Origin of the sequence: Chryseobacterium ureilyticum (assembly GCF_900156735.1) — a bacterium.
GTDB classification, from domain to species: Bacteria; Bacteroidota; Bacteroidia; order Flavobacteriales; family Weeksellaceae; genus Chryseobacterium; species Chryseobacterium ureilyticum.
In genome coordinates, this window is the sequence record NZ_FTOL01000012.1 from 47,691 (window position 1) to 62,290 (window position 14,600).

Genomic DNA, 14,600 nt, shown 5'->3' on the forward strand with positions numbered 1-14,600 from the left:
CACCATGACCATAGAAGAACTTTTTAAAGACAAGGCTACAAAAGCAAAGGAAAAAACGGAAATTGTAAGCAAATGGATTATCGATACTTCCCTTCCTATTGATGAACTTATTGCCTTCGCTGAAAAAGCAAAAGATCCTGTAAAAGGAAGCTGTATAGAAGCTATAGAATATGCAACAAAACAGAATCCCACCCTTGCCGATGAAACTGTATTTGGATTTGTAACGAATACTCTTACTGAAAAAGCGCCAAGAATAAAATGGGAAAGCGCTAAAGTAATTGGTAATACAGCACATTTATTCACAGAAAATCTGGATAAAGCTATCAGTAATCTTTTAGCCAATACAGATCATGAAGGAACTGTTGTCCGTTGGAGTGCCGCTTTTGCATTAGGAGAAATTCTTAAACTGAAAACATCACACAATACGACTTTACTTCCCGCACTTGAAGATCTTAGTGAAAAGGAGGAAAAGAATAGTATTAAGAAGATTTATCTGGATGCAGTTAAGAAAACGAAGAAATAATTTTAGAAACAAAACCCCAGAAGTCATTTCCGGGGTTTTGTTTTTTAAGTTTGGGCTAAAGCCTATGGGATTTTGTTATTTTAAAATAAACGGGCTAAAGCCCGTTTCTATTGAATTGAATATATTGAAAACAAGGAAATATTTTGCAAATCATGAAGATTAAAATAAAACACAAACATCTGCGAGAAAAAATCATTTCAACACCACTTCCCTATCAATTCCAATCTCATTAAGAAAAACTTCATCATGAGAAATTACCAGAAGTGTTCCCTGATAATCTTTAATAGAATTAGTCAGTATTTCAATATTCTGCAAATCCAGATTATTTGTCGGTTCATCAAGAATAATCATATCCGGAGCTTTATTACTTATGGAAAGTCCGCACAAAAGAAGTCTTAAACGTTCTCCACCACTGAGAAAACCACATTTTTTCTCCCAAGTATCTTTTCCGAATAAAAATCGGGACAATAACGTTTTGATCTCGGATTCCTGCATAGCATTATCATTAAAGGTCTGAGAAAAATCGTAAACAGACACTTCATTATCAATTAAAGAATACTCCTGATCAATATAGATACTGTTAAAATCTGTTCTATTAATATTTCCTTCAAATGGCTTTATTTTTCCCAGCAAAAGTTGTATCAATGTTGTTTTCCCTGATCCGTTTGAACCTTTAATACAAATTCTGTTTCCACTACGAATTTCCAGATCAAGATTTTCGTTCCATAGTTTCTCATCTTCGTACTTAAAATTAATATTTTCCGCAGACAATAAAATCTTACCGGAATGCAGATTTGAATCATTGAAATTAACTTTCATCTGATCATAATTCCTCAGGGAAGATCGAAGTTCTCTCAAATCTCCAGAAATACCACTGATCTTTTCAGCATGTACACCTTTAAGCTTTGAACTATTTTTTTCAGCATTATTTTTCAGGGTATTCATCATAATCCTTGCTACCCCAGACTTTTCCTGCTTTTGTTTTCCTCTAGTATCCAGTTTTTGTTTACGTTCAAGGGTTTCCCTTTCTTTTTCCTTGGCTTTTTTCAGTGCTCTTTCTTTCGAGTGAATATCATTTTGTAATGCACCTTCTTCAATTTCCTTTTGTTCCGTATAAAAGTCAAAATTTCCGCCGTAGGTAGCAATTCCCTGATTACTCAATTCCAAAATGGTATCAACAAGATTCAATAAAATTCTGTCATGACTTACCATCAGTATTGTAGCAATTGTTTTATCAATAAGTTCATAAAGAAGTGCTCGTCCTTCCTTATCAAGATGATTCGTTGGCTCATCCAGAATAATAATTTCCGGCTGATTGATTTGAATTCCCGCAAGAAAAACCTTTGTCTTTTGCCCACCACTTAAACCTTCCAGTTTTTGGTTTAAATTAAAATCCTGAAGCTTCCAGTATTTCAGAGCATTTTGACAACGTTCCTCAATTTCCCAATCGTCATTTAAAGTTTCAAAGTATTTTTCATCAGTTTCTCCATTTGTAATTTTTTCAAGAGCATCTAGCTTTTGGTCTATTTTTAAACATTCAGCTATGGTTAAATGATTAAAATTTCCGAACATCTGGGGAACATAAAAAATATCACCCTGAATATTTATGCCTCCTTCTAACGGTAGTAATTCATTGGCGATTATTTTTAGCAACGTAGATTTTCCCATGCCGTTGCTTCCCACAAGTGCGGATTTTGTATAAGATTGTATCGTTAAATAGATATGATTAAATAGCAGATTCTCTCCCGGAAACCCAAAGGACATATTTTGAAGTAAAATCATGATTTCTTTCTTAATAATGGTTAAACACTAGTAACTCATTCGCTACTGCTTTAATAAATCTGAAAGAAATTATATCCTACATGTCTGTATTTTTGGGTTTTGAAAGAACAAAGATAGCACAAATCCAGGATTAAACACAAAAAGATTTTATTGAAAAATCAAAAATCCGTAACTTTGCCTCCTACTAAAAATTTTATGGAAAGTATTAAAGTTCACGACAAAACTTTCGTCCCTTATTTAGAGGAAGCCGAAATTCAGGAAATTGTAAAAGAGACAGCGTTAAGAATTTATGAAGATTACAAGGATGAGGTTCCTGTTTTCATCGGTGTATTAAATGGGGTGATCATGTTCTTCTCCGACCTTTTGAAATATTATCCGGGTGAATGCGAGATCGCCTTCATTCAAATGAGTTCTTATGTAGGAACTGAATCTACAGGGATCGTTTATCAGAAAATGGAGCTTACTAAGGATGTAAAAGATCGTCACATCATTCTTGTGGAAGATATCGTAGATACAGGAAATACAGTTGAGAGTCTTTTCAAATATTTTAAGGAAACGCAGCGTCCTAAGTCTGTAAAATTAGCAAGTTTCTTATTGAAGCCTGAAATTTACAAGAAAGACTTCAAATTGGATTATATAGGAAAAGAAATTCCAAACAAATTTGTACTTGGTTATGGATTAGATTATGATGAGTTGGGAAGAAACCTACCTAATTTATACCAATTAGCAGACGGACAAATCAACCATTAAAATGGCTATTAGCTTCTAGCTTTTGGCTATTAGCTTTAAATATTAAATTGAAATAAAAGTAAAATATTAACTAAATAAAGCTAAAAGCAAAAAGCAAGTCGCCCAAAGTCAAGAACTGAGGGTAAAATGCCAACTGCCGGAAGCGAATCAAAATTATGATAAACATTGTTCTGTTCGGCCCTCCAGGAAGTGGAAAAGGAACACAAGCTCAGAATCTAATCGAAAAATTCAACTTAAAGCAGGTTTCAACAGGTGATCTTTTCAGATACAACATGAAAAATGACACTGAACTTGGAAAATTGGCTAAGTCTTACATCGATAAGGGAGAATTGGTTCCGGATCAGGTAACAACAGATATGCTGATTGATGAGATCAGAAAACCTACCGATACCAACGGTTTTATTTTTGATGGATATCCAAGAACAACTGCTCAGACAGAAGCTTTGGAAAAAATCGTTAAAGAAGAACTGAATGACGAGATCGACATTTGTCTTTCATTAATCGTTGAGGATAAAATTTTGGTTGAAAGACTTCTGAAGAGAGGAGAAACCAGCGGTAGATCAGACGACAGCAATGTAGAGATCATCGAAAACAGAATTAAAGAATATTATACTAAAACAGCAGAAGTAGCCGAACTATATAAGCAACAAGGAAAATATGTAGAGGTAAACGGCGTTGGAGAAATTGAAGAGATTTCTCAAAAACTTTTTGCTGAAGTAGAGAAAATTAAATAAGGATTTAGGATTTAGGGATTAGGATTTAGCATAGTTAAATATCTATTCCCTAACCCCTAAGGCCTAAACCCTAAAAATTATGTCAAACTTTGTAGATTACGTAAAGATTCATTGTAAAAGCGGACACGGAGGAGCAGGTTCTGCCCACCTTCGCCGTGAAAAATATATTCCTAAGGGAGGTCCTGATGGTGGTGACGGAGGTCGTGGAGGACACGTTATCATGAGAGGAAATGCTCAGGAATGGACTTTACTTCCGCTTCGTTATACCCGTCACATCAAAGCTGAGCGAGGTGAAAACGGAGCGAAAAACCAGCTTACCGGAGCTGATGGTGCTGATATTTACATCGATGTTCCTATTGGGAGTATCGCTAAAAATGAAGAAGGAGAAATTATCGGAGAAATTCTTGAAGACAAGCAGGAAATCATCTTGATGGAAGGTGGAAAAGGAGGAAGAGGAAACGAATTCTTCAAATCTTCTACCAATCAGACTCCAAGATATGCTCAACCCGGAATGGACGGTCAGGAAGGCTATATAGTCTTTGAACTTAAAATTTTGGCAGATGTAGGTTTAGTAGGGTTTCCAAATGCAGGAAAATCCACACTTTTAGCTTCTGTTTCTGCAGCTAAGCCTAAAATTGCAAACTATGCCTTTACCACATTAACTCCTAACCTTGGAATTGTTGATTATAGAAATTACAAATCATTTGTAATGGCTGATATCCCAGGAATTATTGAAGGTGCAGCGGAAGGAAAAGGATTAGGACACAGATTCCTGAGACATATTGAAAGGAACTCAATCCTGCTATTCTTAATTCCGGCAGATTCTGAAGATCACTTCCAGGAATTTAAGATTCTTGAAAATGAATTAAAGGAATACAATCCTGAACTTTTGGATAAAGATTTCATTGTTTCCGTTTCAAAATCTGACCTTTTAGATAGTGAACTGAAAAAGGAAATCGCTGCTGAGTTCCCAGAGAATAAACAACCATTATTTTTCTCTGGTGTTACAGGTGAAGGACTTGTAGAATTGAAGGATGCAATCTGGAAACAATTACACGGATAATTTAATCCAGTTATAAAATACAAAATAAGAGAGGCTTTATTGCTTCTCTTTATTTTTTTGTTATACATAAATTAAACATCTATTTTCAATAATTCCTTCTAAATAAATGTAAAGCAAAGGTTATATAACCTTGAAATACAACTCTTAAAATTTTAACCTACCTTTGCAGAATGTAATTCTTTCAAACCGAAGGAATTTTTATTTAAATTTTAAAATAATTCATTTGAATTTTACAGACTTAAACTTAATAGAACCTATTGCTAAGGCAATCCAGGAACAGGGATATACAGCTCCAACCCCCATTCAGGAAAGATCAATTCCTGAAATATTAAATGGCAGAGATTTTTTAGGCTGCGCACAGACAGGGACAGGGAAAACTGCGGCATTTGCTATTCCAATTTTACAAAATCTATCTAAAAATAAAATTCCAAACAAGAATATTAAAGCCTTAATTCTTACTCCAACCAGAGAGTTGGCGATCCAGATTGAGGAAAATATCCATGCTTATGGTAAATATCTTCCATTAAAAGAACTCGTGATCTTTGGAGGAGTAAAACAAGGAAATCAGGAAGCTGCTTTGAAAAAAGGAGTTGATATTCTTGTAGCTACACCGGGAAGACTACTTGATTTTATTGCTCAGGGAATCATCAGCTTAAAAAATCTTGAAATATTTGTTCTTGATGAAGCCGACAGAATGCTTGATATGGGTTTTGTACATGATGTAAAAAGAATCATTAAGCTTTTACCACAGAGAAGACAGACCTTATTTTTCTCAGCAACAATGCCTGGAGAAATTCAGAAGCTTGCTAATTCTATACTAAATAATCCGGTAAAGGTAGAGGTTACTCCAGTTTCTTCTACTGCTGATACCATCAAACAATCTGTTTATTTTGTAGAGAAGGATAATAAACTGAATTTGTTATCCCATATTCTGAAAAATGATATTTCAGAATCGGTATTGGTATTTGCAAGAACCAAACATGGGGCGGATAAGATTGCAAGAAAGCTTCAAAAAGATGAGATCTCAGCAGAAGCAATTCATGGTAATAAATCTCAGAATGCTAGACAGAATGCCCTGAATAATTTTAAATCGGGAAAAACAAGGGTTCTTGTAGCTACAGACATTGCAGCGAGAGGAATTGATATTGATGAATTAAAATTCGTTATCAATTTTGAATTATCTGATGTTTCCGAAACTTATGTACACAGAATTGGAAGAACAGGAAGAGCGGGTGCTGAAGGAAATTCTATCTCTTTTGTAGATGGGCTTGATCTTTTAAATTTAAAGAATACGGAAAAGCTTATCGGAAAGAAAATTCCTGTTATTAAAAATCACCCTTTCCATACGGATGATCTGGTTGCACAGAAAAGAGATTCTAATAACAAACCTGTTGCTCCCCGAACTGAAAAACCAAGAACAACAAATAATACTAATTCTGGGGCAAATAAAAACAAGAAAAAACCTTCTCAAACGGCTTCTGTTGGATTTAAGAAACCTAAGAATAAGAATTTTACAAGAAAAAAATAATTTTTAATTAAAATATATTTCTGTATCTGCTTTTCAAACTAAGAAACCTTTTTTCATAATATTGATATGAGAAATGCGCCACCAGTATTGTGATTAGTGGAATGGCAAGATAACTTGAAACAATGACTATATAGTCATTTATATTGTATTTAGCCACTAGTTTAAGCAAGACAAACCCCACGGGTTGCATTACAATGGTATGATACATATATATTCCGTAAGAAATTTTTCCAAGATAGATCAGTTTTTTATTTTCAAAAAAACTGATCTTTTTTTGAGTAAAGAAAATAAGAAAAAAACCGAACAAGATTGTACTAAATACTCTATATTGGAATTCAGACATAGTACTGATAAATAGATTTGTCGTAAAATAAATCAGCAACAGTACACAGCTTACAATCTGAAGAATTCCAAAATATTTATTGGGCTTAAACTTTAGTAGAGAACACCATCCGGCAAAAGAAAAATAGAAGAACATCATTCTATATTCATCTAAAAATTCAAAATCAGGCATATGATACAGCCCTATAAATAGAATGGTGAAAATAAGTAAGAATGCTTTGATATTTTTTAAAGAAATGAGCAAAATAAGAGGAGCAATCAGAAGGTAAAACTGTTCCTCTATTCCTATGGACCAAAGTATTTCAAGAATCCCTCCCGGTTCAGAAGCAGAAAGAACATTAGGAAAGAAGGTAAAAAGAAGAGCAATTCCTTCCCACAAATTATAATTACTTGTAAAATCAAACCCCATTTTGGGAAGAACGACATTATAGTACAATAATCCAATAATAGCCACCAAATAATACAATGGAAAAATTCTGAGTATTCTTCTTATATAAAAATTCCTCAGATTTATTTTACCTGTGATCATTTTCTCCTCAAACAACTGTCTGATAATAAGAAAACCACTTAAAGAAAAAAACATATATACTGCTTCACGTCCTTTATCAAACAGAGGCAACTCATAAAAAGTAGGTAAACCTCTGTTATCGAAGAACTGAGGAATATGAAAAATCACAACCAGTAAAGCTAGAAAAAACCTCAGTGAAGTAATATTAGGTAGTACTTTCATTCCTATCTGTTAGATAACAAAAAGTTTCTTAGCATTCTCCGTAGTAATCCTATCTATCTCTGTAAAATCTATTCCATAGATATCTACCAGTTTTCCTGCCACAAGATCAAGATAAGAACTTTCGTTTCTCTTTCCTCTGTACGGAACCGGGGCAAGATAAGGTGAATCGGTTTCCAAAACTATTTTATCTAAAGGAACTTCACTTAAAAACTGATCAATCTTTCCATTTTTAAATGTTACTACTCCTCCGATTCCTAGAATAAAATTAAGATCAATAGCATGCTGAGCCTGCTCAAGATTTCCTGAAAAACAATGAAAAATCCCTCTTAATTTTGGATGTTTTTTTCTTTCCAGAACTTCAAATGTTTCCTCAAAGCTTTCTCTCGTATGGATCACAATCGGAAGGTCTTTTTCAATTGCCCAATCAATCTGCTGTTCAAAAACTTTTACCTGAATATCCAGTGTTGTTTTATCCCAATACAGATCAATTCCGATCTCTCCTATTGCTGGAAAATGTCTGTCGTCAAGATAATTCTTTACAATTTCTAATTCCTTTTCCCAGGATTCAGGTTTTACATAGCAAGGATGAAGCCCCATCATTGAAAAAATCTGTCCCGGATATTCTGTTTCCAAGTTCAACATTTTTACATGAGATTCTGAATCAATCGCCGGAAGATAAAATTCAGAAATACCTTTATCTAAAGCTCTTTGAATAGCTTCTTTTCTATCTTCATCAAATTCTTCTGCGTATAAATGTGTATGTGTATCAATCATTTTCTATAGTTTTAACAGATCTTCATAAGGGTTTTCAAGGTTCATCAGCATTCCAAATGCCGGTTCTGTCTTAATACCCTGCTTTTTAAGTTCTATTATTTTGTGTTTAAATTCTTCTCCTTTTTCCTGTAATATTTTGTGTTCAGCAATCATATGAAGATAAGCGTTCTGCTGAGTGGTGGGCTTATTCTGTCCGAAAATTTCAATCGGAAATTCTTCCAGAATAAAATTCAGTGTAATACATTTTTCACCATTTATGATGGGATATTCCACTTCTACATCGTAAGGAATAAATTTACTGAACATTAGGTCATCCAAAAATTCCTCCTCAAATTCTAAATTCACTTCACAAATAAGATCCAGATCACTTCCTGCTATATCAATTTCAATGGGAACAGTTCCGGCTAGAATAGGTGAATAAAGTTTTAATTTTTCAAAAACTCTGTATTTTATCAAAACCTCGTAGGCTCTTTTCTGTCTTTCATTTCCGGTTTTAAGATAATCAATTCGGGTAAAATCAATCATTTTGGAAATATTGTATGTTTTACTTTTTTACGCTGGCTTTCAATTCTTTGATCCAGTTTTTCTCTGAATTCAATGAATTTCGGATCTTTAACGTCATTGGTTTTATGCTCCAATGCTTTGATAATCTTAAAGTTATCTTTAATGAAGTTTTGAGTTTCATCCGAAAAATAAGAATCTCCAAATTTATCAAAGATATAATTGACCGCTTGAGTACTTGGATGAATCATATCTTCTTTATAAAAACGATAGTCTCTCAAATCATCCATTAAAATCTCATATACCGGCAAGTAATGACAGTCTTCAAACATGGATATAGACTCATGTATTGCTGTAATTAATTTGGATTTACTCAATTGATTTTCCACCATTCCATCCTTGGTATGTCTTACTGGAGAAACTGAAAACAAGATTTGTACACCTTCTTTACAGATATCTTTAAGTTCAAGAATTGTATTGTAAATAGCTCCTGTTAATTCTTGATGGGAAAGTAATCGTTTTTCGAAAAACTTCTGCGGAATTTTATGGCAGTTTGCGACAAGTTTATTCTTGGGGGTAAATTCATAGATAAAGGATGATCCATAGGTAATAATGACCCAATCCGCCTCCTGAAGAAAAGCATTCCCTTCTTCAATAGCCTCATTGATTTTATCCAGCGTTTGATGAATATATCTTGTATCAAAATTGGTATGATGATCCAGTGAAATATATTCCTCGTTGTAGATAATCAGCTCTTCTTCTACATAAAATGAAGAATCATGAAGTCTTTTTATCGCATTATTGATAGAAAAAGGATTGAAAATAGTTCCAAAAGGATTATTTAAGGTCTGAAGTTGCCCATCTTTCAGTAATTCAGTCATTTCAGAGGCAAAGCAAGACCCTATTGAAAATATTCGATCTTCAATTTCAATTTTCTTCTCTGATTTTGGAATATTTACTTCTGTTCTGAACTTCATTATAGATGTTAGGTGTTAGGTAATAGGTTGCAGGCAATTTTGTTACCTACTTCCTATCACCTGTAACCTTATTTAGCTTTCTCTTCTTAACAAATAATTCGCTAATTCAATAAATGGTTTTTTCTTTTCGTCCGGAATATCAATTTTCTGAAGATAGCTCTGACCGATCTCATTATGTTTTTCAATCAGACGAAGTGCTTTTTCATCTACTTTTGTTCTTCTGAAGATCTTTTCAACCCCGTAAATTTTGTCTACGTTATCTGTCTTTTTAGAATACCAGTAGTCAAGCTCTTTTCTTTCTTCATCCGTAGCGTGTTCTCTTGCTAACAAGTAAAGAACCGTCTTCTTGTTTTCATAAATATCTCCAGCATGCTTTTTCCCAAACTGTGCCTGATCTCCGAATACATCAAGATAGTCATCCATAATCTGGAATGCTATACCGATATGTTTTCCAAAGTTGAAAATCGCTTTTGCATCTTTAAAGTCTGCTCTCGCAATTAATGCTCCGATCTCAAAAGAAGAAGCACTTAATACTCCGGTTTTATAAGTAATCATTCTGATATAATCATCAAAAGTCACATTCTCCTGAGTTTCAAAATTAATATCATACTGTTGTCCTTCACATAAAAGAAGTCCTGTATGGGTAAAAATTCTGATACAAGCTTTGAAAATTTCGGGTTCAAGATCTTCAAAAAACTTGTATGCTTTAAGCATCAATCCGTCACCGGAAAGAATTCCCACATTAATGCCGTGTAGAGTATGAATGGTAGGTTTGTTTCTTCTTAAAGGAGCTTCATCCATAATATCATCATGGATCAGGGTAAAATTATGGAAAAATTCAATTGCCAAAGCTGGCTTTATCGCCTGTTTAAGATCTCCACCGAAAAGATCACATGCCATCAGTACCATAATGGGACGAAGACGTTTTCCACCGTGGGAAATTATATAATTCATCGGATCATATAACTCCGTAGGTTTATCTTTAAAAGTGTACTTATTAATGGCGTCAGCAACAATCTGTTGGTATCTGTCTAAAAATTCCATAAAATCTTATAATTTGAACAAAAATACGATTTTTCAGGGCTTTATAAAACAAAAAACTTTGCCCAAATGGACAAAGTTTATATGATAATTGTGATTTTTTTATCTTAAGAAAGGAAAGTTACAATAAGATATGTAATTCCTGCTACAAGAGCTGAAATAGGAATAGTTAATACCCAAGCCCAAAGTAAGCTTACTGTAATTCCCCATCTTACTGCTGAAATTCTTTTCGTTAATCCTACTCCGATGATAGAACCTGTAATCGTGTGTGTTGTAGATACAGGAATACCGAAGTGGTCTGTGATAAATAAGGTAATAGCTCCTGCAGTTTCTGCACTTACACCTTCTAATGAAGTCACCTTAGTGATCTTTGTTCCCATTGTTTTAATGATCTTCCAACCACCACTCATTGTTCCTAAAGCAATAGCGATAAATGAAACCAAAGGAACCCAGATATAATGCTGTGCAAAATAATCAAAACGTCCTGCAGAAGGAATGTTCAGATATTGTACATCCTGAAGCATATTAACGTGATAATAAATTACTGCTGCCCCAATGATTCCCATTACTTTCTGAGCATCATTCAAACCGTGTCCTAAACTAAACAATGCAGATGAAACCAACTGTAATCTTTTGAAAGATTTGTCCGCTTTGTGAGGGTTTGATCTTTTATATAGGTGAACAATAATTAATGTAATAATGATCGAGATAATCATCCCTATAATCGGTGCCATAAAAATGAACAGGAAGATAGGAATTACTTTATCAAACTTTACAACACTCTGATGAGTTACCTGGCTTAAAGCTTCTTTAGCCGTCTCCCAGAAACCAAGTTCTGGCTGAGCTGCTGCCACATCATGATAATCCATCATGAAAGCATGCATAAGAGCTGCTCCCAGGAAACCTCCGATCAACGTATGAGATGATGAGGAAGGGATTCCAAACCACCATGTCAAAAGGTTCCAGGCAATCGCTGCCACAAGACCGGAAAATATAACTTCAAGGGTGATAAAATTCTCATTAACTGTTTTGGCAATTGTATTACCAATTTTGAATTCTCCAATAATATAAGCAGCAATAAAGAAAGCCGCAAAGTTCCAAAGTGCTGCCCAAAGTACAGCCTGGAATGGAGTTAAAACTTTTGTAGATACGATAGTTGCAATCGAGTTGGCAGCATCATGGAAACCATTGATATAATCAAAGATCAACGCCAACGCAATAATAACTACAAGTAAAATCGGAAATTCCATTTTTTGCTATGTATTGTTATCTTTTAGGCGTATTTAATCATGATGTTCTCAATTGTATTGGCAACATCTTCTGCTTTATCTGTTACGATTTCAAGATAGTTCAATACAGATGAAACCTTAATGATATTGATAGCATCGTTGGTTTCAAATAACTCTACCATTGAGTTAGAAAGCAGATCATCTGCGATATTTTCAATAGAGTTTACTTTAATACAAGCTTCTTTCACCTGCTCCATGTTCTTGAACCCTTTAAGGTTTTTCATTGCATTTTGAATTTCAAGACATGCTTTGTGAATCAATAGAGAGAAATCTGAGTAAGCTTTCATCTCCGGAGATTTGTATAGGAAGATATATTTTGTAGAAGCGTAGATATAATCTGCGATATCATCCAATCCTGTTGCCAATGTGTGAATATCTTCACGGTCGAAAGGAGTGATGAAGTTTTTGCCTAGTTCTACAAAGATCTCATGAGTAAGTTCGTCATTTTTATGTTCGAAATCGCTCATTTTTTTCAACATTGAATCATCATTAAGATCGAAATCCTTGATTCCTGTGTTGAATTCTTCAGACATTGCAACTAGGTTTTCAGTTACCTTTTCAAAAAGTACAAAGAAGATTTTATCTTTTGGTTGAAAAGCGTGGAAAATATTACCAATTCCCATTTTTTAGTATTTATAATTCGTGTGCAAATTTCCTAAAAAAGGATCGCCCATGAAACTATATGACATTAAGTTTTGTTAACATTCGCTTATCTACTGATAATCAAATAAAAAAACCGACATTACTGCCGGTTTTATATGGTATAAAAAAGTGACTTAATTAGCTACTTCAGCTCTCATGTCCTTTCCTTTGAATTTCATAGATTGAATGTTACTTAGAACATTGTCTTTGAAAGACTTCTCAACTTCAAAGAAAGAGAATTTCTCTAGGATTTCGATATCTCCGATTTCAGCTCTTTTCTTGGTCTTTCCACCAGCAGTAGCCTTATTGATAATATCTAAAACATCAAGCTTCTTCAAGTGGTCTTTTTTACCCAAGTTGAAGAAGAATCTAACCATGTTTTCATCCTTTCTTCTTGGTTTTCCACCACGATCTCTGTCTCTACCGCGATCTCTGTCTCTTCCTCTATCTCTGTCTCTATCACGTCCACGGTCTCTTCTTGAGTAATCATCATCTCTGTTGCTCAACTTCTGCTCAACAAGATCGTGTTTGTCTTTGTAATATAAAGCAAGATCCTTCAATTGGAATTGTAACAACTGGTGTACTAATTCTTCTTTTGTAAAGTTGCTTAGATCCGGGATTAAGCTATCATCAAACTCGAAAAGATCTTCGTGCTCCGTCAATAATTTTTCGAAAACACCACCAACCTGAGCTTTGATAATCTGGTCTCCTGTAGGAATAAATTTTTCGTTAATTTCTATTTTAGTAGCAGATTTGATTTGCTTCAATTTTCTGCTTTCTTCAGGCTTGATTAAAGCCATAGAAATACCGTCTTTTCCTGCTCTACCTGTTCTTCCACTTCTGTGAACGAATACTTCAGGATCATCAGGTAAAGAGAAGTGAATAACGTGAGTCAGAGAGTTTACATCCAATCCTCTTGCTGCAACGTCTGTAGCTACAAGAATATCGATGTTTTTCAATCTGAATTTCTTCATTACTGTATCTCTCTGTGCCTGAGAAAGGTCTCCGTGAAGAGCATCAGCTGCATAACCGTTCTGCATTAAGAAATCTGCAACCTCCTGAGTTTCCATTCTTGTTCTACAGAAAATGATGGAATACTGATTAGGATTAGCATCGATTAATCTCTTCAACGCTTCTTTTTTCTGACGGTAACCTACCACATAATATTCGTGCGTAATGTTCTTCTTCACTTCGTTGATAGAACCTACTGAAATACGGTGTGGTTTTGTAAGGTAATTTTTGGAAATTCTTTCCACTTCTTTATTCATCGTAGCCGAGAATAAGAAAGTTTGTTTAGTTTCCGGAGTTTCGCTTAGAATGGTTTCCAATTCATCCTTGAATCCCATTGAAAGCATTTCATCAGCTTCGTCTAATACTAACCAATGAATAGCAGAGAAATCTAACGCTTTTCTGTTGATAAGGTCGATTACTCTACCTGGAGTTCCCACAATAATCTGTGGTTTCTCTTTTAAAGATCTCATTTGCTCTACAATGCTACTTCCACCATAAACCGCAGTAGTTTTGATGTCCATGTATTTAGAGTAATTCTTTATGTCTTTAGAAATCTGAAGACATAATTCCCGTGTCGGACAAAGCACCAATAATTGGATTTTGCGACTCGTATCGTCAATCATATCCAAAATCGGAAGCGAAAACGCTGCTGTTTTGCCTGTCCCTGTCTGCGCAAGTGCGATCAAATCGCGAATATCTGAAAGAATAAAAGGGATAGTCTGTTTTTGGATTTCTGTTGGGCTTTCGTAACCCAGTTCGCCAATTGCCTTAAGAATATCAGGACTTAAATTGGTTTCCGTAAATAAATTCATTAACTATTTTAAAATTTTTGCAAAGATACAATAAATATTTGATTTGTTTTTGAATAAAGTATTAAATATGTAAACTTAAATTCAGAATCCTTTAATGTATT

General features: G+C 34.3%; 14 protein-coding genes. 5 read left to right on the forward strand and 9 right to left on the reverse strand.

Going from position 1 to position 14,600, the window contains the following annotated elements; all coding sequences use genetic code 11:
• The first annotated feature begins 4 nt into the window (after positions 1-4).
• Positions 5-523 carry a hypothetical protein gene (locus BW983_RS21750; RefSeq protein ID WP_076553876.1) on the forward strand — a complete coding sequence of 173 codons (519 nt, stop codon included), beginning with the start codon at positions 5-7 and terminating at the stop codon, positions 521-523.
• A 192-nt stretch (positions 524-715) separates the two neighbouring features.
• Here BW983_RS21750 and BW983_RS21755 read toward each other — a convergent pair whose 3' ends face one another.
• Entirely contained in the window at positions 716-2,305 is a 1,590-nt protein-coding gene (locus BW983_RS21755) for an ABC-F family ATP-binding cassette domain-containing protein (RefSeq protein ID WP_076553877.1), read from the reverse strand.
• Between the two features lie 195 nt (positions 2,306-2,500).
• Here BW983_RS21755 and BW983_RS21760 point away from each other — a divergent pair, with 195 nt between their 5' ends.
• The 4 genes from BW983_RS21760 to BW983_RS21775 all read left to right on the forward strand — a co-directional run bounded on the left by BW983_RS21760 (position 2,501) and on the right by BW983_RS21775 (position 6,380).
• The gene (locus tag BW983_RS21760; protein ID WP_065393544.1) at positions 2,501-3,055 is read left to right on the forward strand and encodes a phosphoribosyltransferase; all 555 of its coding nucleotides are present in this window, start codon (positions 2,501-2,503) and stop codon (positions 3,053-3,055) included.
• A gap of 155 nt (positions 3,056-3,210) precedes the next feature.
• A complete protein-coding gene (locus BW983_RS21765) occupies positions 3,211-3,789 on the forward strand; it encodes an adenylate kinase (RefSeq protein WP_076553878.1) in 579 nt (192 codons plus the stop codon).
• Positions 3,790-3,868: 79 nt separating this feature from the next.
• On the forward strand, positions 3,869-4,852 hold the full coding sequence (gene obgE, locus BW983_RS21770) for a GTPase ObgE (protein WP_076553879.1): 984 nt from the start codon (positions 3,869-3,871) through the stop codon (positions 4,850-4,852).
• A gap of 223 nt (positions 4,853-5,075) precedes the next feature.
• Complete coding sequence (locus BW983_RS21775; protein WP_076553880.1) at positions 5,076-6,380, forward strand: DEAD/DEAH box helicase; 1,305 nt, start codon at positions 5,076-5,078, stop codon at positions 6,378-6,380.
• A gap of 7 nt (positions 6,381-6,387) precedes the next feature.
• Here BW983_RS21775 and BW983_RS21780 read toward each other — a convergent pair whose 3' ends face one another.
• The 8 genes from BW983_RS21780 to BW983_RS21815 all read right to left on the reverse strand — a co-directional run bounded on the left by BW983_RS21780 (position 6,388) and on the right by BW983_RS21815 (position 14,499).
• Positions 6,388-7,452 carry an acyltransferase family protein gene (locus tag BW983_RS21780; RefSeq protein WP_076553881.1) on the reverse strand — a complete coding sequence of 355 codons (1,065 nt, stop codon included), beginning with the start codon at positions 7,450-7,452 and terminating at the stop codon, positions 6,388-6,390.
• Positions 7,453-7,461: 9 nt separating this feature from the next.
• Positions 7,462-8,226: a TatD family hydrolase gene (locus tag BW983_RS21785; protein WP_076553882.1), complete on the reverse strand. Its 765-nt coding sequence runs from the start codon at positions 8,224-8,226 to the stop codon at positions 7,462-7,464.
• 3 nt (positions 8,227-8,229) lie between these two features.
• On the reverse strand, positions 8,230-8,751 hold the full coding sequence (locus BW983_RS21790) for a DUF4269 domain-containing protein (RefSeq protein WP_076553883.1): 522 nt from the start codon (positions 8,749-8,751) through the stop codon (positions 8,230-8,232).
• Positions 8,748-9,704 (reverse strand): GSCFA domain-containing protein, encoded by a 957-nt coding sequence (locus BW983_RS21795; protein WP_076553884.1) that lies wholly within the window; start codon positions 9,702-9,704, stop codon positions 8,748-8,750. The genes BW983_RS21790 and BW983_RS21795 overlap by 4 nt, the downstream gene beginning before the upstream one ends.
• 72 nt (positions 9,705-9,776) lie before the next feature.
• A complete protein-coding gene (locus BW983_RS21800) occupies positions 9,777-10,748 on the reverse strand; it encodes a polyprenyl synthetase family protein (RefSeq protein WP_065393536.1) in 972 nt (323 codons plus the stop codon).
• 104 nt (positions 10,749-10,852) lie between these two features.
• Positions 10,853-11,995 carry an inorganic phosphate transporter gene (locus BW983_RS21805; protein WP_076553885.1) on the reverse strand — a complete coding sequence of 381 codons (1,143 nt, stop codon included), beginning with the start codon at positions 11,993-11,995 and terminating at the stop codon, positions 10,853-10,855.
• 23 nt (positions 11,996-12,018) lie between these two features.
• Entirely contained in the window at positions 12,019-12,657 is a 639-nt protein-coding gene (locus BW983_RS21810) for a DUF47 domain-containing protein (protein WP_027374906.1), read from the reverse strand.
• Between the two features lie 153 nt (positions 12,658-12,810).
• Positions 12,811-14,499 carry a DEAD/DEAH box helicase gene (locus BW983_RS21815; RefSeq protein ID WP_076553886.1) on the reverse strand — a complete coding sequence of 563 codons (1,689 nt, stop codon included), beginning with the start codon at positions 14,497-14,499 and terminating at the stop codon, positions 12,811-12,813.
• Positions 14,500-14,600 lie beyond the last annotated feature (101 nt).

Coding starts and splice junctions, on each gene's coding strand:
- BW983_RS21800 (WP_065393536.1), bottom strand. CDS start 10,748: ATGGAATTTTTAGACAGATACCAACAGATTGTTGCTGACGCCATTAAT.
- BW983_RS21810 (WP_027374906.1), bottom strand. CDS start 12,657: ATGGGAATTGGTAATATTTTCCACGCTTTTCAACCAAAAGATAAAATC.
- BW983_RS21765 (WP_076553878.1), top strand. CDS start 3,211: ATGATAAACATTGTTCTGTTCGGCCCTCCAGGAAGTGGAAAAGGAACA.
- BW983_RS21790 (WP_076553883.1), bottom strand. CDS start 8,751: ATGATTGATTTTACCCGAATTGATTATCTTAAAACCGGAAATGAAAGA.
- obgE (WP_076553879.1), top strand. CDS start 3,869: ATGTCAAACTTTGTAGATTACGTAAAGATTCATTGTAAAAGCGGACAC.
- BW983_RS21750 (WP_076553876.1), top strand. CDS start 5: ATGACCATAGAAGAACTTTTTAAAGACAAGGCTACAAAAGCAAAGGAA.
- BW983_RS21755 (WP_076553877.1), bottom strand. CDS start 2,305: ATGATTTTACTTCAAAATATGTCCTTTGGGTTTCCGGGAGAGAATCTG.
- BW983_RS21785 (WP_076553882.1), bottom strand. CDS start 8,226: ATGATTGATACACATACACATTTATACGCAGAAGAATTTGATGAAGAT.
- BW983_RS21780 (WP_076553881.1), bottom strand. CDS start 7,452: ATGAAAGTACTACCTAATATTACTTCACTGAGGTTTTTTCTAGCTTTA.
- BW983_RS21760 (WP_065393544.1), top strand. CDS start 2,501: ATGGAAAGTATTAAAGTTCACGACAAAACTTTCGTCCCTTATTTAGAG.
- BW983_RS21795 (WP_076553884.1), bottom strand. CDS start 9,704: ATGAAGTTCAGAACAGAAGTAAATATTCCAAAATCAGAGAAGAAAATT.
- BW983_RS21805 (WP_076553885.1), bottom strand. CDS start 11,995: ATGGAATTTCCGATTTTACTTGTAGTTATTATTGCGTTGGCGTTGATC.
- BW983_RS21815 (WP_076553886.1), bottom strand. CDS start 14,499: ATGAATTTATTTACGGAAACCAATTTAAGTCCTGATATTCTTAAGGCA.